The sequence below is a fragment of the Bacillus sp. SIMBA_026 genome (assembly GCF_046535335.1).
GTDB classification, from domain to species: domain Bacteria; phylum Bacillota; class Bacilli; order Bacillales; family Bacillaceae; genus Bacillus; species Bacillus velezensis.
The window spans coordinates 180,182-203,447 of sequence record NZ_JAWRWX010000001.1 but is presented as its reverse complement, the minus strand read 5'-3'; the positions used below and the strand labels follow the sequence as shown (position 1 = coordinate 203,447).

Genomic DNA, 23,266 nt, shown 5'->3' with positions numbered 1-23,266 from the left:
TTAAATGAAACGGCGGACGATGTCCTGAATAAATGCTCGGCATTGGTGATGTGGGGTGCTGCTTTTTATTTTGCGGCGCTTTTGTTTCGATAAAAGGAATTCGGCCAGACCATGTTGAATGTACCGGAAGGAAGAGGGGGAATTGGAATGTCAGACATTTTAAAGCTGTATCACTACCACAGATGGGCAAATGAGCAAGTTATTCAGCATTTGAAGACCCTGCCCGCGGCAAGCTTACAGCAGAAACTGGATAGTGTTTTTCCGACTGTGAACGCCGTACTTGTGCATATATACCGGGCTGATTACATTTGGCTTCACGTGCTTTACGGAGAAACTTTCGAACAAATCGTCTCGCAGTTTGATCAATTTGAAAAGCTTGACGGAGATTTTGAGGCGATTGAACATAGAATGACTGAACTGGACAAAGAATTCAGCGAATTTTTAAAAGAAATGGAGAACCCGGAAGGTCCGATCTCTATTTCTCATCCGCGCATGGGAACGCTTCAGACGACATATGCCGATGTGATCCGGCATGTTGTGAATCACGGCACATACCATCGCGGCAATATCACCGCGATGCTTCACCAAATGGGCTATAAAGGCGTGCCGACTGACTACATTTTTTTCTCATACGAATCATAAAAAAGCAAAGGCCTCCCGGGCCTTTGCTTTTTTACTTCGAATCTATCATAATCCGGCATAGCCGGAGGCGCCCGGGGTGAGCTTTACTGGCCTTCCGGTTTTAAAAGATTCCGTCGCGGCGATCCCGATTTCTAAGTTAATCGTGGCATCGATGTCTGTCACAATCGGCGTTTCCCCTTTTTTTACACATTCGTCAAAGTGCTCAAGCTCCAGACGGTAAGCGTCTTTAAAACGTGCTTGAAAATCCGGAATAATTTCGCAGCTGCTGCCTGACTCCGTTAAAACGGTGACATGGCTTTTCCGCAGCGTACCGACCAAGATGCTTCCCGCCGTCCCGATCACTTCGGCGCGGATAAACCGCCTCCTACTTTTTGTTCTCTGGTTTTAGGTCAGTCCGTTTTCCGGCTTACGAATTTGCGATATTCAAGCGGCGAAATGCCTTCAATCTGTTTAAACAGTTTGGAAAAATAGGTCGGGTCTTCCATACCGATGGCATCCGCGATTGTCCCCATTTTGTCATTGGTTGCGGACAAAAGACGTTTCGCCTCCGTCATTCTGACTTTATTCGTATACTGGCCGGGCGTGACGCCGAGCACCTGCTGCATGCAGCGGGTCACGTAGTCTTGGTTGTAATGAAGAGCCGATGAAAGCGCTTTGATGGTTGTTTTCTCCTGATAGTGCTCCTGCAGGTACCGGGCGGCCTCCCATGCGACTCTTTCCTTTGCGGACGGGATTTGGAACGCTTCCTTCTGAAGATGGAGCAGCAGCTCTTCAAACAGAATCTGCTTTCTGAGCGGCAGATCGGAATTCTCGGCGCTGTCATCGGTCAGCACACTGAATTGCCCGGCCATAAACTGCGGACGTCTCACCTTCCCTTTTTGCGGCAGGGACAGGCGGTAGCGGGACGGCTCTTCAAAGCTCCCTTTTTTTCGCCTCAGCTCTGACCAGTTGTTCCCGGTTGTTTCCGTCACCTCATAATCCGCTCCTTCAAAATGAAGCCACGAATAGGATGTCGTTTCTTCACTGCCTTTTGTCCCGTAATGTTCAAGGCCGGGAGAAAGCAGAATATATTCTCCGGCTTCAACGGAAAAGGCGTTTTCGTCTTCTGTAATGTAGAGGACGCCTTCTTTCACATACAGCAGATCAAACACCGGGAAGACCCGTCTCACATGGGTTTCGCCTTTTTTGAACACTCCTTCTCCCGCAGCGATAAAGACCGGGAACGGAGGAACTGTGAACTCGAGAAAGGACATATTTTCGGCCCTCCTTTTTAAGTCGGATTTTTGCAAGAAGTTTCGTTTCTCTCCCTTTTTATTATAAGAAAATGGAGATACACTTTTAAACGTTGATTTTTTCAGGAAAGGGGTTAAAAGAAATGAAACAAGCGATTTTAAAACGGGCTGCATTCAAACAATCCTCTGATCACAAACTCTCATTATACGCGCTGACTTGGCCGATATTTATTGAGGTTTCATTATATATGTTTATGGGAAACGCCGACACTCTTATGCTTAGCCAATACTCTGACAACAGTGTGGCGGCCGTGGGTGTCAGCAATCAGATTTTAAATTTAATTATCGTGACGTTCAGCTTTATCGCAACGGGTACGACAATTGTGATTTCACAGTTTTTAGGATCTAAACAGAAAAAAGAGGCGCAGGAAGTGGCTTATGTATCAATAGGAGCGAACTTTGTCATCAGTCTCGCCATCAGCGCCGCCATATTTTTTGCGGCCGTTCCGCTGCTTCATGTGATGGGTCTTTCCAATGAATTGATGCCGGATGCCAAAGTCTTTTTGCAGGTGGTCGGCGGGCTGTCCTTCATTCAGGCTTTGATTATGACGTTCAGCGCCATTTTAAAAAGCTACGGTCATACGAAGGATACGATGTTCGTTACGATCGGGATGAATATTTTAAATATTGCCGGAAACTTTCTTGTCATTTTCGGGCCGCTCGGCCTTCCGGTGTTAGGCGTCGCCGGTGTTGCGATGTCAACGTCCTTCGCGCGGATCATCGGACTGGTCGCGATGATTGTGATCGTCAAAAAACGCATCGGACTCGGTCTGACATGGCAAAAGATTTTTCACGTCCATAAAGAGCACTTGCGGAAACTCCTGAAAATCGGGATTCCGTCTGCCGGCGAACAGCTGTCTTACAACATTTCACAAATGGTTGTCACTTATTTTATCGCCATTATGGGCGCTCAGGCGCTTACAACAAAGGTTTATACACAAAACATCACCATGTTTATCCTGCTGTTCGGAACGGCGATCAGCCAGGGCACACAGATTTTAATCGGCAGATATATCGGCGCCAAACGGTTTGACGACGCTTATGACCGCTGCATGAAAAGTCTGTACTGGGCGCTTGGCATTGCCGCTTTGACATCCGTGATCATGACCTTGTTTTCAAAGCAGCTGATCGGAATTTTCACAAGCAGCCCTGACATTATTGCGACGGCGAGCATGCTGATCGCCATGACGATCATTCTTGAGCCCGGCCGTTCATTCAATGTCATTATCATCAACTCGCTGCGGGCTGCCGGAGATGCAAAATTCCCCGTCTACATGGCGATGATTTCCATGTGGGGTATCGGACTGCCGCTCGCTTATCTGTTCGGCATCCATTTCGGATTAGGGCTTATGGGCATCTGGATTTCATTTATCGCGGATGAATGGGTCAGAGGCATTCTTATGTACAGAAGATGGCGGTCGCGGATTTGGATTCAAAAAGGGATTGCATAAACGCCCGAAGCTTCGTTATGAAGCCGGGCGTTTTTTTATGCTTGCGAAAGCCGTTGTCTCATGTCACCGAGCTCTGACCGGTAATGTGCCAGCAAACCGGTAACGGCGGGCCTTGAGTATAACGGAAACAGCTCCAGCTCTTCAGACGCCTCCTCGAAATACGCCTCGGCCTCGAATGCGATGTACTCCCATACATTCATAAAAGCTTTGTTGACGGTATGGCTCTCCAGCTCTTCTTCCGTATAGCCGAATTGCTTCATCACCTGGCGCGGGAGACGATTTTTCGCCCGCTCGTCCGTATGGACCCCCAGAAGCACCCGGGTCAGCTGAATGGCTGCTCCTAATGAAACGGCTGCATGGCGGAGTTTCTCTTGGTTCCGGCGCGCACAAACCGGCAGCAGCAGCAGGCCGAGGGCTCCGCCTGTTTGGCCCGCATACATCAGCAGGTCATCAAACTCTTGATAAGTTACTTTTCCCCTGTCAGAGATTTGGCCGGCGATAAACTCACGTAACGGCTCTTCTTCAAGCGCAAATTGCTGCCGCACATCGGTGAGCGCCTCCCACAAAAAGCCGTCGGCGCGTGTCCCGTTCAGAAAGTCTTGTGCCGCCTGTTCAAATTCTCCAAGTTCCTGCACATCAAGCCGATCAGCTTCGTGAAACAAAGCAAGCACCGCCCATGCTGCCCGCCTGTTTTTTGGCGGCAGGGATGAGAAAGTCCGTTTATATAAAGGAAAGTGCGCCTCGGCAAGCTGGGCGCATGTTTCGTATTCGGTCATGGTATCACTCCTCTGTTTTTTAGTGTACCACATGTTTCACAATAAAAAGACCGATATCCTTCAGCGGAAACCGGTCGCGGCACTGTTATTCTTCTATATCGATACGGTACGCCTCAAACCATGTATGGATCTGGGCAAGATGGGCGATCAGCTGCGGGCCTTTCATCAGCTGGCCGAACCACGGAACCTGAAAAGATGAACCTTCTGTCTCCAGCAGCATTTCCAGCTTCTTTCTGTCAAGCAGGGTGTGAAGCACGGAATCTTTCTGTTGTAAAATCGTTTTCAGCCATTCTGTGACCCCCTGGGTGTATTTCGGGTGATGCGTTTTCGGATAAGGGCTTTTTTTGCGGTACAAAATATCTTCAGGAAGCAGTCCTTCAAGCGCTTTCCGCAAGATGCCTTTTTCCCGGCTGCCATGCATTTTCATTTCCCAAGGAATATTCCAAACGTATTCCACAAGTCTGTGGTCGGCGAACGGCACCCGTACTTCAAGACTTGCGCCCATGCTCATGCGGTCTTTGCGGTCGAGCAGATTTGTCATAAACCAAAGCATATTTAAGTAGAACAGCTGCCGTCTCGCTTTATCTGTTCCCGTCTCACCGTCTAACAGCGGCGTTTCCGCAATGGTTTCTTCATATCTCGCATTCACGTATTCTCTAAGATTCAGCCGTTTTTGCCACTTTTCATCCAAGAGCGTGATTCTCTCCTCAGTCGACCTCATCCAAGGAAATCCGTCTTCTTCTGCCGCGGTGTGAAACCACGGATATCCGCCGAAAATTTCGTCCGCACATTCTCCGGAAAGGCTCACGACAAAATCTTTTTTAATTTCCCGGCAGAACCATAATAGCGAGGAATCAACATCAGCCATGCCCGGAAGGTCTCTGACGAGAACGGATTCCTCCAGATGTTCAACCAGCTGATCCTGCGTAATCACGCACTTATGATGCTGTGTGCCGAATGCATTTGTCATTTTATCGATCCACGGGCCGTCATCATTCGGCTGAAAGGCGCTCGCTTTAAAAAATTTGCTGTTCTCCTCATAATCAATTGAATAAGTATGAAGGGGATCTCTGCCTTGTTTCTCAAAATGAGCGGCGGCTATCGCGGTTATCGCGCTCGAATCAAGCCCCCCTGATAAAAACGTGCAAACCGGCACGTCAGATACGAGCTGGCGTGTCACTGCATCCTGAAATAAGTACCGAATGTGAGCCGCGGTTTCATCGAGGCTGTCTGTATGCTTTTCGCTCTTTACATTCCAATAACGCCATATGGACAAACCGTCCTTTGAGAAAGTGAACGCATGGGCGGGACGCACCTCGTGAATTCCTTTAAACACCCCGCAGCCCGGAGTTCTGGACGGCCCGAGTCCGAATACTTCCGCAAGTCCGCCGCTGTCTGTGCGGGCTTTCACATCAGGATGAGCAAGGATGGCTTTCAATTCCGACCCGAACAGAAAGGAAGAGCCGTGTTCTTTATAAAAAAACGGTTTGACGCCGAGCCGGTCTCTTGCCCCGAACAGCCGCTTGCGCTTTTCATCCCAGATGGCAAAAGCGAAAATACCGTTCAAGCGGTCCACGCACTCCTCCCGCCACTCAATATAGCTGTGCAGCAGCACTTCTGTATCAGAGGTCCTCTCAAAACGGTGGCCCCTCGCCTGAAGCTCCTTCCGCAATTCCTCCGTGTTATACAGCTCGCCATTATAAATGATGGTGTACGTTTCCTCTTGATGCGTGCAGGCCATCGGCTGGCGGCCGCCTTCAATGTCAACGACCGAAAGTCTTTTATGTCCGAATAAAACATGGGGCTCTCCCCAGACGTTTGAATCATCAGGCCCTCGTTTTGAAAGAGTGTCTATCATATTGTTCATAATATGTTTCTCTTGGACGAGCTGCTTTTGAAAATCGACCCAACCCGCAATTCCACACATGTGATATCAGCTCCAATCCCGTTTCTGTCGGTATCAAATTCGTTTCTATCAGCACTTTACCCAGTTTATGCAAAGAAACGCAGATAGTTGATTTGTCCCACTAAGAGTTGTATGAGACAAGCCCGATTTGGAAAGAACGGAAGAGAAGAAACAAACAAAGGAGACCGGCACGGTTATGAAACGAAAACAGCTTTTCTCAGAAAAAAACAAATGGGGGCGCGGCACCCTGATGATAGAGGACGGCATCTGCCTCGTCGAAAACGATGAAGGCGATATCCTGCTTGCAGACAGTCTAGGAAACGCAGACGTATTGATGAAACGCGGCGGCAGATGGCAGCCGGCACGGATTTGCCGCGGTGCGGCCGAAATCGGCGCAGACACCATCCCCCTGCTCGGCGGGGAAGAAATCCGTTATGAAAAGGCGGTCAAACGGCCGCTGTTAACTTTGCTCGATTCGCTGGACGATGAAACGTTTCTGCTGTTTCTCAGCCATCTTCACGGATTCGGCCTGTCTGTATATGATTGCGTATTTTCCTACAATCAGGCGCTGTTTTCCGGTGAAGGCGTTTCGTTTTATCACTTCTCGGCGGATGACGCACAATGCGCCCTGCAGCATCACCGCGGCAGCTCGGGTAAACACGACAGATTTGAATGGACGGCATCTGACGGGCGGCGCTCCATTATGTATTCAGCGGCAAAACAAGACGGCACCGCGTAACAAACAGGCGGCACCTTTTAAATAGGTGCCGCCTGATGTATTCAGCTTTGTTTTTCACGCTGATTGACGGCCGGCGTTTGCTTTTACCCTTCACAGCCGTAGCTTTTGCGGTAACGAGAGTGATTGACGCTTTTGGCATCCTGCACATCTCCTTCGCCTCATCAACACGGCATTTCTCATTCAGCGGCACAGTTGCGCAACTAAAAAAAACCCGGATGCATCCGGGTTTTTCAAGCGATTGATTAAAATACGTGAAAACCGATCGGCAAGTGAAGGCCGAGCAGCACCGTCAGGACGAGCACGATAATAAAACCGATCCACAGTCCGCCGGTTGATTTGCCTTTTTTCTTGCGGATGACGAGCATTTCCATCAGTCCGATGGTAATGATGCCGAGCAGCATTTTTCCGGCGTACTCTCCGTTCCAATTCGCAAAACGGACGAAAAGCTCAGCTCCGGTCAGAATAATAATAATGTAGAATAAGCGCAGAATCATATGCGTAATTTTTGCGCCCTTCGCTTTTCCGGAACCGTACAGCCCATAGCTGACAAACACCAGGATAAGCGCAACGACCCATGAAGTAATATGCCAATGTGTCATTATGTTCAATTCCCCCTATCAGATCAATCTGCCTCACTTATGGTACCACAACAAGCCGCTCGGAGCATTATCAATCGTGCGAAAGACACACAATTATCCGATTTGGTTCGACAGCGTGCCGATCGGTTCAATTGTAATGTCAATGCGGTCCCCCGGCTTTAAAAATTTCGGCTGCTTAAATCCTTTTCCGACACCGGACGGCGTCCCCGTCGCTATAATGTCACCGGCTTCAAGCGTCATTCCTTTTGACAGTGTTTCGATTAATTCAGCTATCGGAAAAATCATGTCACCCGTTGATCCTGATTGGCGCAGTTCTCCGTTCACCCGCGTTTCAACTTTCAGGCTTTGCGGATCACTGACGGCCGACTTATGTACAATGACCGGGCCCATCGGGCATGTCGTATCGAGGCTTTTGCCGATAAAAAACTGTTTATGTTTTTTCTGCAGATCGCGCGCTGTTATATCATTTACAATTGTATAGCCGAATATATGATCAAGCGCATGTTCTTTGGAGATGTGCGATCCGCTTTTTGATATGATTACCGCAAGCTCCCCTTCATAATCAAGCTGCTCCGTTACGTCCAAGTGGCTGTCCACTGTTTCTCCGTGTCCTGTAACGGCAGCGGGGGCTTTCGTAAAAACCATGGGATGCTCCGGTATATCCGCCTCACTCCCCATTTCAACGGCATGATCACGATAATTTTTCCCGATGCAGATCACGTTCTTTGAAGGTCTCGGAATAGGCGCACAAAGCTTTACGTCTGACAGCGCATACATAAATGAACCCGACTCGTCATTCGGTTTTTTCGCCCATTCCGCAAGCTGTCCGGCATGCGCGACAAACTTATCTCCTTTTTGAATGCACTCGATCAGCGAACCCGGAATCGTCTCAAGTTCAAACAATTTTTTTTCAGCCTTTTGCAGATCTAAGATTTTGTCATCATCAATGATCAGACCGACAAATGTTCGGCTGTTCAGTTCCCCTGTCGCAAATTTCATGTTAATCCCCCATCATTTTTAAATCTGGCATTCCTTTATGTATTCTTCCTCCGGGCGGGAAATTCCTCTTTTAAACAGGCTGAAAATAAGTGTAAAAGAGTATCAAAAATTGTCACTTTTTTAGTCATATTGACGAAATAAAACCTTCTTGCGCAAAATGGGTTATACTATTATCATCCTATGTTTTCCAAAATAATCGAGAATTGGAGATCACACGATGAACAAAATTGAAGAAAAAAGATTAACTTTATTCGAGACAGCGCAAAAATTCGGAATCAATGCGACGGAGACCATCAGGTGCAGCCAGGAGCTGGACAGCCTTTTAAACGGGTGCCGGGGCGGGCTCATCCAACAAACGAAAGATAGCGGGCTGAACCCGTCCGCACAGATTGAGCACGGCCGCACCGCAGGAAAAAAAGAGGTTTTCTCATAAACGTGATATGTATATAAATCTGTATCATTTATGTATAAGACCCGGCATGCATAAAGCGCCGGTGTTTTTACGTCTAAAGTTTTTTCCGCTCACAAAAATGTGCATTTGTCATAAGCTATTTTAGGCAGGCAGCCCAGATAAGCTCCTGGAGTGCAGTCATGAAAATCTTCACGAAAAGGATGTGCTCGTATGCCCGCAATTGTCGGAGCGTTTAAAATTAATGCCGTCGGTACGAGCGGAGTCGTTCATATAGGCGACTGCATCACCATTTCTCCAAAAGCAGAGGTTAAGACATTTGCCGGAGCGGGCAGCTTCAATACCGGAGACAATCTCACACTGACGAATTACAGGAATTCAACGAATGTGTACGATAATGATGTAATCGATCAGCCGATGGCAGGAAATGCATAAAGGAGGCGCCGTATGAATTTTTACGTCAATCAGTCGATCCATATCAATTACATGCGTGTAGAATCTGTCAGCAATTCCTCCATACTGCAAATCGGAAGCGCCGGTTCAATTAAATCTCTTTCCAATCTGTACAATACAGGGAGTTATGTTGAGCCGGCGCCGCCTGTCACCGCGGGGCAGCAGACTGTAACAACAGGGGGAGGTCCCGGCACCTCATCATTTGTACCGCTCCAGCCGCCAAGCCGGTAGTTTTAATGAAGGAAACGAGACGCGAGGTGAATGTCATGTATGATCAATCCGTTTCATCCTACCTGCAGAATTTAAATTCTTTCGTCCAGCAGCAGGCGCAGCAGATTCAGGAGCTCGAACGGCAGCTGAAAGAATTCCAAAATGAAATTTCAACGCTGAAACAGCAGCCTTCTACAAGAATCGATCGGCTCGAGTATAAATTTGATCAGCTGAAAATTGAACGGCTGGAAGGAACGCTGAATATCGGATTGAATCCGACTGATCCAAATGCCGTGCAAAACTTCGAAGTCGGCCAAACATCTCCGCAGGTCGGAATGATGCAGCAGGAACAGGCGGGCCAGCAAATGCAGCAAATCCGCCAAAACGTCGATATGTACCTGAATGAAGAAATCCCCGCGCTTTTAGAACAGCTCGAAACTCAGTATGAGAGCAGGCTGGACGAAACGAACAAATATCATATTATTGAAGATATCAGAAAGCAGATGGACAGCCGGATTCAGTATTATCTGTCCCATGTCCCGAAAGAAGAAAACACGGCGCCCGCTCAATATGCCGAGCAGATTGCCGAACATGTGAAGCGTGATATTGTCAGGGCCGTCGAGCACTTTATTAAGCACATACCTGGTGAAATGAAAGGTGATGATCCGTCATGATTTTTACAGTGATTAACCGGAATATTGAAGTCGGCGACATCCGGTCTACCGGTGTGTCCAGTTCTTCCTTATTATTAATCGGCGACACCGATTCCGTCTATCTGTCTTCCATCTTTGACACGCCTCCGGAATCTCTTATTATCGGGCCTTATGTGCCGCTGGCGCCGGAATAATGTTAAAGCGCATTTCACGCCTCCGGAACGCCAAAATCAATTCAGTCGGGATTGCGAGTGTCTTTCAAGCAGGCGATACGGATGAAATCAATATGCGGGTCAAAGTATTGGCCGATCAGCGTACTATTGCCTTATACAGAGACGATGAAGGCTCATTTAACAAAAAAGAATACCAGATCTTTCGGCAGCCGGCTGTCATGCCGTTACCGGAAACGGGAGTCCAAAGCGCATTCTGCCATGAAAACCCTTCAATTCGGGTAAGGAATGTGAAAGTTCAAGGGGTATCGTCAGCGTCCGTGGTTCAAATCGGATCGACGTCGATCGTTCTGGGAGATTCGCGGCTGAAACATATTAGGCAGATCTTCACGTCAAGCTCACAATCACAGCAGCCCTGACATATAATGACGGTGAGACTTCTATAAAGGGTGTCGTTTATGCCAGCAATTACCGGACCTATAGCTATCAATTCCATATCGGGCGGAGTCGTAAACTTTGGTGATTCCTTTTACCTTTCTCCAAAAAGCTCTTCTAAATCTGCGCTCGGTTCGGGAGCAGGCAATACCGGAGATTTCCTGCTATTAAACAACGTTGTCAATGCGACAAACTATATAGACCCCGATGTCAGCGATCAAAATGTGGTCGGAAACGCCTAAAAAGCAGCCGCTCTTTCAGAAGAGGGCTGCTTTTGGTTCAGCGTTATGTTCGTTCATTTGCTTTTTTTGTTTTTACAAGCTTTTCCGGCGGCTGTTTTCTGATCCATTTCACAAACCGCGCGAGTTTCGGGTCACGCCGCAGCTCTTCTATTCCCGCGAGCCTTGCCGCAAGCTCCTGATTCGTATAGAGCGCGTGAACCTGTTTATGACAAGGGATGCAGAGCATTGCGGTCGGAAGGAATGTCCCGCCTTCTTCCTTAGGCGTTAAGTGGTGCTCCGTCAGCCGCACATGATGGCGGCCGCATAATTCACATGTGCCCTCGGCAGAATCGGCCATAATTCGTTCTCCTTTCTACATGATCTCCAATGTGACCCGGGTGCCTTTCCCGCCCGGTTCGGACGGATGAACGATTAATTTTTTCGGCAGACGCGCTCTCAGCTCCTGCACATGGCTGATCACTCCGACGGATAAGTTGTCCGATTGCAGCTTTTCGAGCGCTGTGACAACGGTGTCTAAGAGCCCTTGGTCAAGAGTCCCGAATCCTTCATCTAAGAAAAAGAATTGCAGCGGGTATTGCCCCCTCAGCTGAATCTGGGCGGACAAGGCAAGCGCAAGCGACAGCGATGTCAGAAACGTCTCCCCTCCGGAAAGGCTTGATACGGGCCGTTTGACGCCTCCGTTCGCGTCATCACGCATGACGAAACCGCCTTCTGAATCGACTAATATGGCATACCGCTGCCTTGTCAGCGCTCCGAGACGGGCAGAGGCGTCCCGAGCCACGCTTTCCAGCTGTTCTTCCGCTAAAAATTCGACAAATGTATTGCCTTTACATACAGACTGGAGCTTATCAAGCCTGTCAATCTGTGTCTGCCAGCTTTTCAGTTCGGCTTCAATCTCTTTAAAGCGCTTATGCTGTTTTTGCATAACCGCGAAGGCTTTTGCCTGTGCTCCTTTTTCCTCCATGGCGGCCCCTGACTCAGCCTCTGCCTGCTTCAGCAGAGAAACGGATGCTGTCCATTCTTCCTCCGATATCCGGCGCTCGGCTAATTTATCAGTAACACGGCTGATATTTGCCGATAGCTGTTTTGAGGTGTCCAGGAACTCATCAATTTCTTTTTTCATTTCCTCTGCACGCCCTTGCGGAAGCAGACTTTTTTTGACTTGGTCCGGGTCGGCAAACCCGGTGTCTTTTGACCTCACGCGCCAGTCGTTTTGCGCTTTCTCAAGGGAAGTCTCAGCATCCCTGAGTGACATGAGACTCCCTGATTCCCGGCCTTTTGCGTCATTCAGTGATTGCTGCGCCTGCTTCAGCGCGTCGAATAAGGACTGTTCTTTCGATTTTAACAGCTGTAATTCCTGCCGCACCGCTTCAAGCTTTGCGGAAATTGATGTTTCTTCAGCTGCTGTTCCGAGCTCTTGTTCATATCCGTCAATCACCTGCTGCAGGCGCTCAGACGCATAGTGAAGCTCGAGCCGTTCCCGTTCAAGCCGATGCTTCATCTCCTGCAGGCGTTCTTTCTCCTCTTCATGTTCCTTGAGGAATGCGATGCTTGTTTCAATGCGCTTCTCACATTCTTCTGCCTGCCTGTCCTTCTCATCTATCGAAGCCTGCCAGGCGTCAATCCGGTTTGGCGGAATATCACCGCAGACTTCGTTGTACTGATTCAATCGGCTTTCTGACAGCGATTCAAGCTCTTCTAATGAATGTCTGAGACGGTCGGCTTCTTTTTCCTCGTAGCGGATTTGTTCGGCAAGCTGCTCAGCTTGTTTCACCGTCTGCTGATGCGCGCTGATCAGTCTTGTGACCTTCTCTTTTACCGACAGCATATCCTGTTTCATTTGTTTCCACTCCAAGCGGACGGCGCTGAACGCTTCATCAAGCGGGCGTCCGCTGATGGAGGAAGCGGCTTCCAGCTCCGGAACCCGGGCGCTTTGCAGAAACGGACATTCTTCGGTAAAACGCCCCGACTGTTCTTCTAATGCAACCTTGGCTGTCAGCACTTCCTGAGAAAGAGCCGCCGCCTCAGAAAGCAGCGCTTCAACCTGCTGCAACTGTTCCTGCACAGCTGTATCAGGCGAGAATATTTCATGAGCGGAACGCGGGCGGTCATGCTGTGTTGAGCCGCATACAGGACAAGGCTTTCCTTCGATTAGTTTTTCCGATAATTCTTTTGTTAATGCAGCCGTTCTCGCTTCCTCTGAGCGCCTGCGGAGATCGGCTTGCGTTTTGTCAGCCCGTTCGGCTGCGGCTTTCAGTGAACGCTCCGTTTCACAGACCATATGGTAAACGGTTTGAAGCGTTTGATAAGCGTGCGTAATGTCTTCCTCTTCCGTTTTCGCTTTCGCTGTGAGCGACTCGCTTTCTCCGTTCAGCTTCTCCATGTTTTTCAGCTGCGTTGTCAGATTGGCCCGTTCTTTCGTGATTTGTTCCTGTGTCTGCTGAAAGCCCGCCGCCAGCTGTGCTGCGGTCTGGCATTTTTTCCGTTCATCGGCGGTCACTTGAACTGCTTTCAGCTCTTCTTTCAGCTCATTCTGCCTGTTTTGGCCGCGGGTCAGGCGGTCTTTCACTGCGGCCAGCTGTTTCGAGGCGGCTTCGTATTCTTCCTCTTTTTTGCTGTGTTCCGCATTTGTTTTTTCCGCTTCTTTTTTCGCTTCAAGCAGTTTTTGTTCAATGGCTGAAAGTCTTTGATACAGCTCTTCTTCCTTGACAAGCTTCGGCTCCTGTTCGGCCTTATGGGCCCGCCATGCTTCATAGGCTTCATTTTGCCGGGTAAATGAAACGGTTTCCGCCTCTGATTTCCGTTTGGCCAGTTCGTGTTCCTGTTCGGCGCGCTGCTTCCGGCGGACGGCTTCTGTGCAGCGGTCTGCGTACGGCTCAAGGGCGAGAGCTGTTTCCGCCTCTTTAAGACGCTCAGTCAAATCCGTGATGTACGGGCGTCTTTCCTCAAGCTTTTTCTCCCGGCGCTCATATTCATCTCTTTCTGTCTGCAGGTTCCAAATTTCCTGGTGATTCTCAAAGCGCTCTTTTGCCCGGACCCGTTTCTTCTCAGCTGCTTCAAGCCGTTCGTTCGCTTCGTGGAACTGCTGTTCAGCCTGCTTCAGCGCATCTTCTCCTGCGTCTCCGAGGCCGGATTGTTCAGCCAGCATTTCATTTTTTTTCGCTGCCGCTTCCTGCGCCCGCCGCCGCAATTTTTTGACAAGCCTGTCCCCGTACTGTTCCAGATTAAACAGGCGCTGGAGCATATGTCTTCTTTCCGCGCCTTTAAGCGACAGAAACTCGGCAAACTTTCCTTGCGGCAGCACGACGGCTCTTGTAAAGTCGTCAATGGTCAGGCCAAGAAGCTCCTCTACCTTTTTGTTCACTTCATTCGCTTTATCGGCCAGCACCGTTTGTTCGTCTTTGATTTCAATCAGGCGGCAGAGGGCGGTTTTTACTTTCGTTTCATCCGTTCTCTTAAAAACGCGCTCGACCTTGTAGGAAACCCGGTGGCCGGATTGAAGCGCGAATGTAAATGAGACGGCGAGCTGATCTTCGGCATGATTCAGGATGCCGTGCGTATTATTTGCGGCGCGCTCCACTTTTCCGTATAAAGCGAGTGTCATGGCGTCAAGGATCGACGATTTTCCGCTTCCGGTCGGCCCGAAAATCCCGAACACCCCGGCTCCTGACAGTCCGGCAAAATCAATGGTCTGTTCCTCCCTGAAGCTGTGGAGCCCTTTTATCGTTAACAGAATCGGCTTCATGTCGCATCCTCCTCATCATCTGCTGACGCAAGCTCTAAAAACAGCTTGACCATCTCCTCATCCGGCACGCCGCCGCCCGTTTGTTTTTCATAAAACTTCTTAAATCGATCCTCAATTGATGTGTGTTTCACTTCAATCCGGTCATTTTCGGTCTCTTTTTCTTCAAAAACCGGCCTGATATGGATAAAGCCGGGATGCGCCTTTCTCAGCCGATGAATTTCCTCGAGAGAAAGCTGATCCGTCAAATGGATATCAAGATCGATCCAGGCATTCCGGTCACGCCCTTCATCGAGCCAGCTGTGAACTTCGCTCAGCCCCTGCGCTTTCCATTTGACGAGCGGTTTACCGGAAGACAGGAAAATCTCTTCCCACTTCGCTTCTCCGCCGGGCTTCGCTTCTACCACCGTCACCGATTTGGCATAACCGGCTTCTGAAAAGCTGTATGCGAGCGGAGAGCCTGAATAACGGGCAGCCGTCTTGGCGCGCTTGATCGTTTGCGGACGGTGGAGATGGCCGAGAGCCACGTAAGCCGCATCAGCCGGCAGGCTGTCAGCGGCGACCGTGTAAGCGCCCCCGACTTCAATCGGACGCTCTGAATCGGTCTGATTTCCCCCCGCGACATAAATGTGGCTCGCCGCTATTTTCACGGCATCGTCCCGGCACAGTCCGCACATGTGAGCAAACGCCTCTCTGATTTTGACATCGTAATGATCGCGAAGAAGCTTTTCCTCAAACGTATCAGAAAGCACTTCGTTTAATCTCGCCTCTGACGGATATGCCAGCGCGGCTACGGCTAACAGCTCGTCCGCCGACGGCACCTCAATATGCACGGGTTCTGTCCGCGGATAGCCGATTAAATGAATACCGCGCTCATTTGTTAACGGAGAAGCCGCCGCCAGCCTGTCGGGATTGTCATGGTTTCCGGCAATGACGACAACCGGGCGCTTTCCGCCGTCAGAAAGCGCGGAAAGACTTTCGTAATACAATTGTTCAGCGAGCGCAGGCGGGTTGACCGTATCAAATACATCCCCCGCCATAATGACCGCATCAATATTTTCTTCCTTGACAATGGTATTCAGCTCTTCCAATACTTCGGCCTGCTCGCTCAGCCGGCTTCTGCCTTCCAGCGTTTTGCCGAGGTGCCAGTCAGCTGTATGTAAAATGCGCATACCGCATTCACCTCACTTTTTGATAGAAAAAAAGATCCGCTCCAAAAAGGAGCTTCGGATCTTGTTACAGTGTAAGAACGTGACCTCCATCGAAGAAATAGAGCGCACGCCCTTTCACTTTCGTTTTTGTAATTTGTTCAACCGCTTTTGTATACAATTCGATTTGTGTTTCATACCTTTTTTGCAGAATCGGAGCCGCGCCTTCAAATCCGTTCCGGAATTTCCCCTCTATCCGATCTGTTTTATAGTCCAGCAAATAGAGACCGTCCGCAGTTTCATAGAGGCAGTCAATAATCCCTTGCACGAGCAGCGGTTCACCGGCCGTTTCGGCATCCTTGTACACCTCACCCGCCGGAAGCGCCATACTGAACGGCACTTCCCGATCAATCCGCAGCGCCCCGAGAAGATCTTTCCCGATTACAGTTCCGAAAAACTGAACAATTTCTTCTATATCAATGGCTTCCTGCTGTTCTTCTGTCAGCAGCTCTTTTTCGTAAAGCATCCGGACCGTCCGCTCCGCTTCTTCGGCAGTCGGAACGTGCGTCAGCGGTATGTGCTGCATCACCGTATGCATCGCCGTTCCTTTTTCGGCGGCTGTCAGCCCTTTTTTCATCATAAAACCGGGACGCCTGTATAAAAGCGTGTCTCCTGATGGTTTGATGAGAGAGCGGCCGCTGTATTCATCCTCGTATTCTTGCTTTCTCTTCAGCTCAGAAACTGACTGCTTCGTTCTGATAGCCGTCAGCTCTCGGTACGGATATTCCCATTCAAGCAGACGGCGCGCCTGATCATCAAATGAAAACGAATCAGGAATCGGCTCGCCCTGCTGAATCGCTTTGAGACGTTTGCTCTTTTCTTCAGCACGTTCTTTTGGATTCTCTTCCAGCAATTCACTTTGCTGCAGCATCCGGATGTGAAAACGCGACGGATCGCGCGCGATATCCTCAGATGAGGAAAGTCCCGGCGTCCTGTGCGCCTCCATGTCACGGTGGCGGATGAGCGCAGGCCCGATAAAGTCCAAATAAGATGACGCCTGATAGCGGTCGAATTCAGAAAGAAGCCAATCAACCCGGTCTACTTGCGCCTGCCATTTGGCCAGCTGTTTTTCCCGGTTTTTGCAGGAACCGACGAGAAACAGCTTTTCCTTCGCTCTGGTCAGCGCCACATACAATACGCGCAATTCTTCGGATAAGAGCTCTCTGCGCATCTTTTTCTTCATCGCCACAAGCGGAAGAGTCGGATAGCTGATTCTGAGTTCCGGATGAATGTACTTCGTGCCGAAACCGAGCTCTTTATCAAGCAGGTATGATTTGTTGAGATCCATCATATTAAAACTTCTGCCGAGTCCGGCGGTGAAAACGACGGGGAATTCAAGTCCTTTGCTGCTGTGAATCGTCATCAGCCGAACGACATCCTCCTGCTCGCTGAGCGCCCGGGCCGTCCCCAGATCATCGCCGCGCTCCTGCATCCGTTCAATGAACCGCAAAAAGCGGAATAACCCGCGGAACGCCGTCGCTTCGTACGAGCGCGCCCGGTCATACAAGACGCGCAGATTGGCCTGGCGCTGCTTTCCGCCAGGCATGCCGCCTGCATAGTCAAAATATCCGGTATCGCGGTATACTTCCCAAATCAGCTCAGACACCGAATGATTCGTCGAAAATGACCGCCACTTTTGCAGACTGTCATAAAAGGTTCTCAGTTTTTGATACAGGTCATCATGCCTGTCACCGTTCGCTATATATGCTTTAAGCGCTTCATAAAACGGCGCTTTTTTCTTTTCAAGGCGTATCAGCGCAAGTTCATTTTCGTCACATCCGACGATGGGCGAGCGCAGCACGGAAGCAAGCGGAATATCCTGATACGGATTATCAATCACCTTCAAGACTGAAAGCGCCGCAGCCACCTCCACGGCTTCAAAGTAACCCGACGTCAAATTGGCGTACACCGGAATGCCCTGGTTTTTCAGCTCTTCCATTAATTGCGGCGCCCACGGCATGGAGCGCAGCAAAATTACGATATCCCGGTACTGGATATTCCGGTGTGTTTTTGTTTTGCCGTCATATACCTTAAACGGAGATGAAACAAGCTTTCGGATCTCCCCGGCTATCGCTTTTGCTTCCCAGTGCACGGTTTCAAAGTCTTCGGCATCCTCGGAGCTGTCTGCGTCATCAGCACTGTCAATCAGCAGCAGTTCCGTTTTTGCCGCTTCATTCGGCGGATACGATGCGCCGAGCTTCAATGCCGCCTGTTCATCGTAGTCCACTTCGCCGATTTTTCCGCCCATCAGTTGCTTAAACAAGAAATTCGTACTGTCCAAAATATCGGAGCGGCTGCGGAAATTTTGGTTCAGATCAATTTTCTGCCCCGCGCCTTCCCCGCTCTCTGTAAACCTTTTATATTTCCCGAGAAACAGCAGCGGCTCAGCAAGTCTGAAACGGTAGATCGATTGTTTGACGTCGCCTACCATAAACAGATTTCCCGCCTCTTCATTCCCGCTTTTAACAAGCTGCAGGATAGACTCCTGCACAAGATTGGTATCTTGATATTCATCAACCAGAACTTCATGAAACTGGTCTTGATAATAAACGGCCGCTTCGCTCGGCACCCGCCGGCCTTCTTCATCAACCGCAGTTAAAATCGCCAGGCAGTAATGTTCCAAATCTGAGAAATCAATAATTGATTTTTCTTGTTTCGCCGCTTCAAATCGTTTTCCGTACGATATCACGAGCTGAACGAGCGTTTCGATGACAGGCTTCATATCTGTTAAACTCTTTAAGTGATCTTGCGGACTTCTTGTAAAGTAATCTGTCTTTACCTTTTCGATCAGTTTCTTCGCGCCGTTTCGCAAATCGGTCGCTTCGTCCAAAAGCGCTTTGTCAAATTCATCACCCTTTACCGCCTTCGCCCGCTTAAATGAGACTGCGGGAACCCGTTCATACAGCGCATCGAAGTCATGCCGGCAGCTGATCAGCTCTTCTATCTGCTGAAGGTCATCCAGAAAATTATCAGCGCGCGGCGCCGGCCCGCCGGGCGCTTTTGTCAGTTCAAGCGCCTTCTCAAGCTTTTGTTTTGCCCCGAAGAGCGCCATTTCAACATCTTCTCTCACATACTGGTAAAACGGAAGCTCTTCTATTTTGCTTTCTTCTGTCACGTCATACAGGCGGACAAAGCTTTGCAGCCACGCTTCCGGGTCAGGATGCGACCGGGAATACTCGTACACCCGTTTGACAAGGTCTTGAAGATCCAGATCATGCCTGTCTGTCGTATATCTGTCCGCAAGCTCAAAAAACGCCTGATTCCCTTTTGCGTATTCATCTTCAAACAGCTCATCAAGCACCTCGTCTCCGAGCAATTCGCCTTCCGTCTGGTCAGCCATCCGAAAACCGGGGTCAAGATCAATCATATAATAATATTTTTTAAGCACTTGCAGACAGAAAGAGTGAAGCGTCGAAATGCTCGCCCGATTTAATAGAGAGAGCTGCCGTCTGATATGCAGAGATCCCGGATTTTTGGCGAGCTCTTTTTCTAATGCTTCCGCGATCCGATGCTTCATCTCCGCTGCTGAGGCGTTTGTAAAGGTCACCACAAGGAGCCTGTCAACATCAACCGGATCTTCTTCCGCAGTTATCTTTCTGATCATCCGTTCCACGAGCACGGCCGTTTTACCTGATCCGGCTGCGGCAGCGACCAAAATATCGCGGCCGGAAGAAACGATGGCGCTCCATTGGTCATCCGTCCATATGCTGTCTTTCGGTTTAGGAATTTGCATCATCATCCGCCTCCTTTTTCAGCCAATCCAGTATGGTGCCGTCTTTTTCCGCTTTCAGGCTGCGGTATTCATTTTCCTTAAGCGACTCATCAAACTGGCATACCGACTTAAACGTACAGTACGTACAAGGCGTCTTATCTTTCAGCTTATACGGGGTAATGGACACAAGCCCGTCCGTTATCGCTTCGCCCGCCTGTTCAAATGTCCGCCGCACATGGTCTGTCAGCAGATGAAAGTCCTGTTCGCTGACCGCGGCTGAGTCGGATCTTAAAGAACCGTCCTTTTTCAAACCGGCATTGACGATATTTGAACGTCCTTCCTCCAAAGTCGTGTCCATCAGGCTGATCGCCTCCCGGTCACCGAGGAGAAGGCCTTTCATTTTAAATTTCTTAAAAATTTCCTGCTCGATTTCATCAAGCCCCATCGGCAGACTGGCCTGAATCATCGGATCATGGATATGGAAATACAAAACGCCTGCCGGGGTCGCTTTCATACCGAGCCAATCTTCGGAATGTGTAATCGATAAGTCAAGGTATGTGAGCATTTGCAGAGCGAGCCCGTAATACACCTCAGCCAGATCAAGCCCTCTGTCGCTTGATTTATAATCAACGATTCTCAGCAGCAGGCCTTTTGAGCTTTCCGCTTTATCCACGCGGTCGATCCGTCCGACGAGTTCCATCGTACAGCCGTTTTTCAGCGTGAAAGTGAGCGGAGGCAGCGGCCCGCTTCCGCCGAAACCGAGTTCAAGACCGACCGGGACGAAACCGCTCGCCTTCGCATGCTCGCTTAATATGCCTGAAACACGCGTGACGATCTTCTGCAGTTTTTCCTTCACATAAAAGTGTCTGTTTGAGCTGAGCAGAATCTCTTTTTGCAGCTTTGGCGCAAGCCGTTCCACCGCTTCATAGGAGAAATTCCGGCACTGATCTTTCGTCAGATCGCGCCATTCCAGCTTCTGCTCACGAAGCCGGTCTGAAATCAGCTTCAGGCTGGAGTGAAACAGCTGGCCGATATCCGGCGCTTCCAGCTTGAAAAACTGCCGCTCTTTTAATTGAAGCCCGTGAGATGCAAAATGAGAGAACTGGCAGGCATTAAACGCCTCCATCCGGGAGACGCTTCCTTTAATATGCTCGCCGTAAAGCTGGCGCGAAACAGGCCGTTCAAGACGCTTCGCCTCATTGCGGAAAAACAGGCTTGAAAACAGCTTTTTCGCACGCCGGTGATCAGACTCTTTCATCAGCACATTGTATGCGCTCCACCATACGTCACTGATCTCGTACTCTCTTGTCCACAGCCTGAGCTGACTTGCCGTATATGTCTGAGCCACCTGTTTATTGACGAGATACTGAAGCTGCTCTTCTTCGCTTACCTGCTCGGGATCAGCCGCTGACAGCTTTTCCTGATGATCGGGAAACAGCTCGCCAAGCCTGTTTACAACGATTGACGGCAGGAGCGTTTTTCCTTCCGCATCGGCAATCGGGTATGACACATAAAGACGGTCAGACGGACTCGACAGCGCCATATAGATGAGAAAATGCTCATCAAGCAGCCGCTCACGCCCCGCGGAAGACAGCTCCACTCCGACTGCTTTCAGCCACTCCCGGTCATCATCAGACAGCACGCCGTTTTCATCCGGGCGCGCCGGAAGAACGCCGTCATTGGCCCCGACGACGAATGTGCAGGACGTGCCGTACATTCTTGAGAGATCCATATTCCCTACAAATACTTGGTCAAGCGCAGGAGGAATTAAAGAAAAATGAAGCGATTCCGTTCCCGTTTCAAGCATTTGCTGGAACAGCGCCAAAGATATTTCATCTTCACCCATCATGCCGGCAAACTCCTCGAGAAGCTGGATAACGGCATCCCACGCCTGGCCGTGCTGCTGCGCTTCGATCATGTTTCCGGCCTCTTCGGCCCGCTGCCTTTTTCGGTCCAGCTTCAGGGGAACATCGGTATCTTCCAAAAAGAGATAAAGAGCCTCCGCCATGCTTTGAACCGTTTTCGCCTTTTTCATCCGGTTTTGAAGCCGGACAAGGGGCGCGGCTATCCACTCTCTCGTCTCATTCAGCATGTGTTCCATCTCTATTTCCTGATCCGTCTGCGCGAAATCCTCATCGAGCGATACGAAGCGCCTGTATACAAACCGCTCGCCGCTCGTCCAGCGCTCCCCTTTAATGCCGTAGGCGATACAGTAATTTTCAAGCTGATCAACCTGCTCTCTTATTTTCTGCTCCGGCTGATCAAGCGGGAATAAAAGTTCGGTTTTCGCACAGCGGAACACTGCTTCATATCTCCAGTTCCCCTTCACGACATCGAGGCTTGAACGGATGAATTCAATAAGCGGGTGATGCTGCATAGAAGCTTTTCCGTCAATAAAATAAGGAAGCCCGTAATCGGCAAACACTTCCTTCAGCAAATCTTTATAATCTTCCGGCTGACGGATGAGAATCGCCATATCTTTGTATCGGTATCCTCCGTCCCGGACAAGCGATTGAATTTCCCGGGCAATACCTTCAAGCTCAGCTCTTCTGTTTTGCGCCTGCATGACGGTAAAAGCTTCCTGTCCGCCGGTATACGCCGCGGCGGGACGCACATCGTACTGCGACTCTATACAGGCAAGCTCCGGCGCATGCTGATGCCGCTTCGTGCTATGCAGTTCCTTGCAGGAAATATCAGCATTCAATTCCTTTGCCGTCTGATAAAGCTTATAGTATGTGCTTCCCGTCATTCTGAACAGATCGAGCTCATCCGGTGCCTGTTCCGCCGAAGGGCTGTCCGCCGTCAGCGAGAATGTGACATGTTCAGCATGCATGATCAGCTGCTCCAGCACCCTTAATTCCTGCGGCGTAAATTGATAGAATCCGTCGACGTAAACACGGGCGCCTTTTACAACGTCCGCCAAAGGAATCTGCTGAGCGAGCAGCGTTAAATAGTCCTCTGAATGCAAATAGTGTCCGGCGAGGCTTCTTTCCATCTGCTGATATAAAATGCCTAAATCATGAAGTTTTTCAGACAGCATCCGCTCTCCGCGATATTCTGACGCCGTTCCGCTTTCCGCCATGCGGCGGACGTCTTCAGGCTCAATACAGTACCGCTTAAACTCTGTCAGCATCCGTTCCACCTGCTCAGTGAACCCGGTTTTGTCACTCGCTTTTTGATACACTTTAAACTCGTGCTTATATTCTTCAATCAGTTTCCTTAAAAGCATCTGCACACCCGTCGTCGTCACAAACGGGCGGTTCATGCCCCCGGTATGCTGAAGCACGCGCCACGCCAAACGCGAAAAACTGAACACTTGAGCGCGTATCATGCCGCCGATATCCGGCGTTTTAGCAAGCTCATATTCCATTAAAAACGTCATTTGATCCGGGACTAGAAAAATGATCGGTTTCCCGAACGGCTCCCGGCGCAGTTCATCTTGAATGCTGTCGATAATCAGCCTCGTTTTCCCACTCCCCGATCTGCCTACTAAAAACTCAACACCCAAATTAAAAGACCCCTCTCTTTTTATCTTTCTACATTTTATCGAAAGTTGACGAAAATGACCAATCTCATCTGCTGGTAAAAACGGGATGATTGTTTTAAAAAATTTCGTTTTTGACCAAAA

At 49.7% G+C, this 23,266-nt stretch carries 20 protein-coding genes and 1 pseudogene; 10 read left to right on the top strand and 11 right to left on the bottom strand.

The annotated features are described in order from the left end of the window. Positions 1-147: 147 nt before the first annotated feature. Entirely contained in the window at positions 148-642 is a 495-nt protein-coding gene (locus tag SB847_RS01120; protein ID WP_044802788.1) for a DinB family protein, read from the top strand. A gap of 45 nt (positions 643-687) precedes the next feature. Here SB847_RS01120 and iolX read toward each other — a convergent pair. Both iolX and SB847_RS01110 read right to left on the bottom strand, forming a co-directional pair. Continuing rightward, positions 688-996, bottom strand: a pseudogene (gene iolX, locus SB847_RS01115) (scyllo-inositol 2-dehydrogenase); the annotation flags it as partial. A 35-nt stretch (positions 997-1,031) separates the two neighbouring features. Further along, positions 1,032-1,895 carry an AraC family transcriptional regulator gene (locus SB847_RS01110; protein ID WP_032874405.1) on the bottom strand — a complete coding sequence of 288 codons (864 nt, stop codon included), beginning with the start codon at positions 1,893-1,895 and terminating at the stop codon, positions 1,032-1,034. Positions 1,896-2,017: 122 nt separating this feature from the next. Between SB847_RS01110 and SB847_RS01105 the strand changes: the two genes are divergently transcribed. Beyond that, positions 2,018-3,385: an MATE family efflux transporter gene (locus tag SB847_RS01105; RefSeq protein WP_410577267.1), complete on the top strand. Its 1,368-nt coding sequence runs from the start codon at positions 2,018-2,020 to the stop codon at positions 3,383-3,385. Between the two features lie 35 nt (positions 3,386-3,420). Here the strand turns inward: SB847_RS01105 and SB847_RS01100 are convergent, their stop codons facing one another. Beyond that, positions 3,421-4,161, bottom strand: a complete 741-nt coding sequence (locus SB847_RS01100) for a squalene/phytoene synthase family protein (protein WP_410577265.1) — start codon at positions 4,159-4,161, stop codon at positions 3,421-3,423. 85 nt (positions 4,162-4,246) lie between these two features. Continuing rightward, positions 4,247-6,088 carry an asparagine synthase (glutamine-hydrolyzing) gene (gene asnB / locus SB847_RS01095; protein WP_012117256.1) on the bottom strand — a complete coding sequence of 614 codons (1,842 nt, stop codon included), beginning with the start codon at positions 6,086-6,088 and terminating at the stop codon, positions 4,247-4,249. A gap of 175 nt (positions 6,089-6,263) precedes the next feature. Between asnB and SB847_RS01090 the strand changes: the two genes are divergently transcribed. After that, on the top strand, positions 6,264-6,806 hold the full coding sequence (locus SB847_RS01090) for a DUF2777 family protein (protein ID WP_410577263.1): 543 nt from the start codon (positions 6,264-6,266) through the stop codon (positions 6,804-6,806). Positions 6,807-7,048: 242 nt separating this feature from the next. Here SB847_RS01090 and SB847_RS01085 read toward each other — a convergent pair whose 3' ends face one another. Both SB847_RS01085 and SB847_RS01080 read right to left on the bottom strand, forming a co-directional pair. Next, entirely contained in the window at positions 7,049-7,405 is a 357-nt protein-coding gene (locus SB847_RS01085; RefSeq protein ID WP_007409161.1) for a YisL family protein, read from the bottom strand. A gap of 93 nt (positions 7,406-7,498) precedes the next feature. Beyond that, positions 7,499-8,404 carry a fumarylacetoacetate hydrolase family protein gene (locus SB847_RS01080; RefSeq protein WP_410577261.1) on the bottom strand — a complete coding sequence of 302 codons (906 nt, stop codon included), beginning with the start codon at positions 8,402-8,404 and terminating at the stop codon, positions 7,499-7,501. A gap of 217 nt (positions 8,405-8,621) precedes the next feature. Here SB847_RS01080 and SB847_RS01075 point away from each other — a divergent pair, with 217 nt between their 5' ends. The 7 genes from SB847_RS01075 (at position 8,622) to SB847_RS01045 (ending at position 10,976) form a co-directional block, all read left to right on the top strand. Next, positions 8,622-8,837, top strand: coding sequence for an aspartyl-phosphate phosphatase Spo0E family protein (locus SB847_RS01075; protein ID WP_007610516.1), 216 nt, complete (start codon positions 8,622-8,624; stop codon positions 8,835-8,837). A 189-nt stretch (positions 8,838-9,026) separates the two neighbouring features. Further along, positions 9,027-9,248 (top strand): spore germination protein, encoded by a 222-nt coding sequence (locus SB847_RS01070; RefSeq protein ID WP_003155135.1) that lies wholly within the window; start codon positions 9,027-9,029, stop codon positions 9,246-9,248. A gap of 12 nt (positions 9,249-9,260) precedes the next feature. Further along, positions 9,261-9,497 (top strand): spore germination protein GerPB, encoded by a 237-nt coding sequence (locus SB847_RS01065; RefSeq protein ID WP_007409164.1) that lies wholly within the window; start codon positions 9,261-9,263, stop codon positions 9,495-9,497. Between the two features lie 35 nt (positions 9,498-9,532). Next, positions 9,533-10,150, top strand: a complete 618-nt coding sequence (gerPC, locus tag SB847_RS01060; protein ID WP_003155139.1) for a spore germination protein GerPC — start codon at positions 9,533-9,535, stop codon at positions 10,148-10,150. Further along, on the top strand, positions 10,147-10,323 hold the full coding sequence (locus SB847_RS01055) for a hypothetical protein (RefSeq protein WP_003155141.1): 177 nt from the start codon (positions 10,147-10,149) through the stop codon (positions 10,321-10,323). Before gerPC ends, SB847_RS01055 begins: the two co-directional genes overlap by 4 nt. Next, positions 10,323-10,718, top strand: a complete 396-nt coding sequence (locus tag SB847_RS01050; protein WP_410577259.1) for a spore germination protein GerPE — start codon at positions 10,323-10,325, stop codon at positions 10,716-10,718. The genes SB847_RS01055 and SB847_RS01050 overlap by 1 nt, the downstream gene beginning before the upstream one ends. A 39-nt stretch (positions 10,719-10,757) precedes the next feature. Further along, complete coding sequence (locus SB847_RS01045; RefSeq protein ID WP_003155143.1) at positions 10,758-10,976, top strand: spore germination protein; 219 nt, start codon at positions 10,758-10,760, stop codon at positions 10,974-10,976. Between the two features lie 43 nt (positions 10,977-11,019). Here SB847_RS01045 and SB847_RS01040 read toward each other — a convergent pair whose 3' ends face one another. The 5 genes from SB847_RS01040 to addB form a co-directional block, all read right to left on the bottom strand. Beyond that, positions 11,020-11,313 carry a hypothetical protein gene (locus SB847_RS01040; protein ID WP_007610512.1) on the bottom strand — a complete coding sequence of 98 codons (294 nt, stop codon included), beginning with the start codon at positions 11,311-11,313 and terminating at the stop codon, positions 11,020-11,022. A gap of 15 nt (positions 11,314-11,328) precedes the next feature. After that, positions 11,329-14,721: an exonuclease subunit SbcC gene (sbcC, locus tag SB847_RS01035; RefSeq protein WP_410577257.1), complete on the bottom strand. Its 3,393-nt coding sequence runs from the start codon at positions 14,719-14,721 to the stop codon at positions 11,329-11,331. Continuing rightward, a complete protein-coding gene (sbcD, locus tag SB847_RS01030; RefSeq protein ID WP_007610508.1) occupies positions 14,718-15,890 on the bottom strand; it encodes an exonuclease subunit SbcD in 1,173 nt (390 codons plus the stop codon). The genes sbcC and sbcD overlap by 4 nt, the downstream gene beginning before the upstream one ends. A gap of 64 nt (positions 15,891-15,954) precedes the next feature. Beyond that, the gene (gene addA / locus SB847_RS01025; protein ID WP_410577674.1) at positions 15,955-19,659 is read right to left on the bottom strand and encodes a helicase-exonuclease AddAB subunit AddA; all 3,705 of its coding nucleotides are present in this window, start codon (positions 19,657-19,659) and stop codon (positions 15,955-15,957) included. Next, positions 19,646-23,146 (bottom strand): helicase-exonuclease AddAB subunit AddB, encoded by a 3,501-nt coding sequence (addB, locus tag SB847_RS01020; protein ID WP_410577255.1) that lies wholly within the window; start codon positions 23,144-23,146, stop codon positions 19,646-19,648. Before addB ends, addA begins: the two co-directional genes overlap by 14 nt. Positions 23,147-23,266: the final 120 nt, after the last annotated feature.

Bases quoted from the DNA above. Each gene is read 5' to 3' on its own strand.
- SB847_RS01075 (WP_007610516.1), top strand. From the start codon at position 8,622: ATGAACAAAATTGAAGAAAAAAGATTAACTTTATTCGAGACAGCGCAA.
- SB847_RS01120 (WP_044802788.1), top strand. From the start codon at position 148: ATGTCAGACATTTTAAAGCTGTATCACTACCACAGATGGGCAAATGAG.
- SB847_RS01110 (WP_032874405.1), bottom strand. From the start codon at position 1,895: ATGTCCTTTCTCGAGTTCACAGTTCCTCCGTTCCCGGTCTTTATCGCT.
- addA (WP_410577674.1), bottom strand. From the start codon at position 19,659: ATGCAAATTCCTAAACCGAAAGACAGCATATGGACGGATGACCAATGG.
- SB847_RS01070 (WP_003155135.1), top strand. From the start codon at position 9,027: ATGCCCGCAATTGTCGGAGCGTTTAAAATTAATGCCGTCGGTACGAGC.
- SB847_RS01080 (WP_410577261.1), bottom strand. From the start codon at position 8,404: ATGAAATTTGCGACAGGGGAACTGAACAGCCGAACATTTGTCGGTCTG.
- SB847_RS01065 (WP_007409164.1), top strand. From the start codon at position 9,261: ATGAATTTTTACGTCAATCAGTCGATCCATATCAATTACATGCGTGTA.
- SB847_RS01055 (WP_003155141.1), top strand. From the start codon at position 10,147: ATGATTTTTACAGTGATTAACCGGAATATTGAAGTCGGCGACATCCGG.
- gerPC (WP_003155139.1), top strand. From the start codon at position 9,533: ATGTATGATCAATCCGTTTCATCCTACCTGCAGAATTTAAATTCTTTC.
- SB847_RS01085 (WP_007409161.1), bottom strand. From the start codon at position 7,405: ATGACACATTGGCATATTACTTCATGGGTCGTTGCGCTTATCCTGGTG.
- SB847_RS01090 (WP_410577263.1), top strand. From the start codon at position 6,264: ATGAAACGAAAACAGCTTTTCTCAGAAAAAAACAAATGGGGGCGCGGC.
- SB847_RS01050 (WP_410577259.1), top strand. From the start codon at position 10,323: ATGTTAAAGCGCATTTCACGCCTCCGGAACGCCAAAATCAATTCAGTC.
- asnB (WP_012117256.1), bottom strand. From the start codon at position 6,088: ATGTGTGGAATTGCGGGTTGGGTCGATTTTCAAAAGCAGCTCGTCCAA.
- SB847_RS01045 (WP_003155143.1), top strand. From the start codon at position 10,758: ATGCCAGCAATTACCGGACCTATAGCTATCAATTCCATATCGGGCGGA.
- sbcC (WP_410577257.1), bottom strand. From the start codon at position 14,721: ATGAAGCCGATTCTGTTAACGATAAAAGGGCTCCACAGCTTCAGGGAG.
- sbcD (WP_007610508.1), bottom strand. From the start codon at position 15,890: ATGCGCATTTTACATACAGCTGACTGGCACCTCGGCAAAACGCTGGAA.
- SB847_RS01040 (WP_007610512.1), bottom strand. From the start codon at position 11,313: ATGGCCGATTCTGCCGAGGGCACATGTGAATTATGCGGCCGCCATCAT.
- SB847_RS01100 (WP_410577265.1), bottom strand. From the start codon at position 4,161: ATGACCGAATACGAAACATGCGCCCAGCTTGCCGAGGCGCACTTTCCT.
- SB847_RS01105 (WP_410577267.1), top strand. From the start codon at position 2,018: ATGAAACAAGCGATTTTAAAACGGGCTGCATTCAAACAATCCTCTGAT.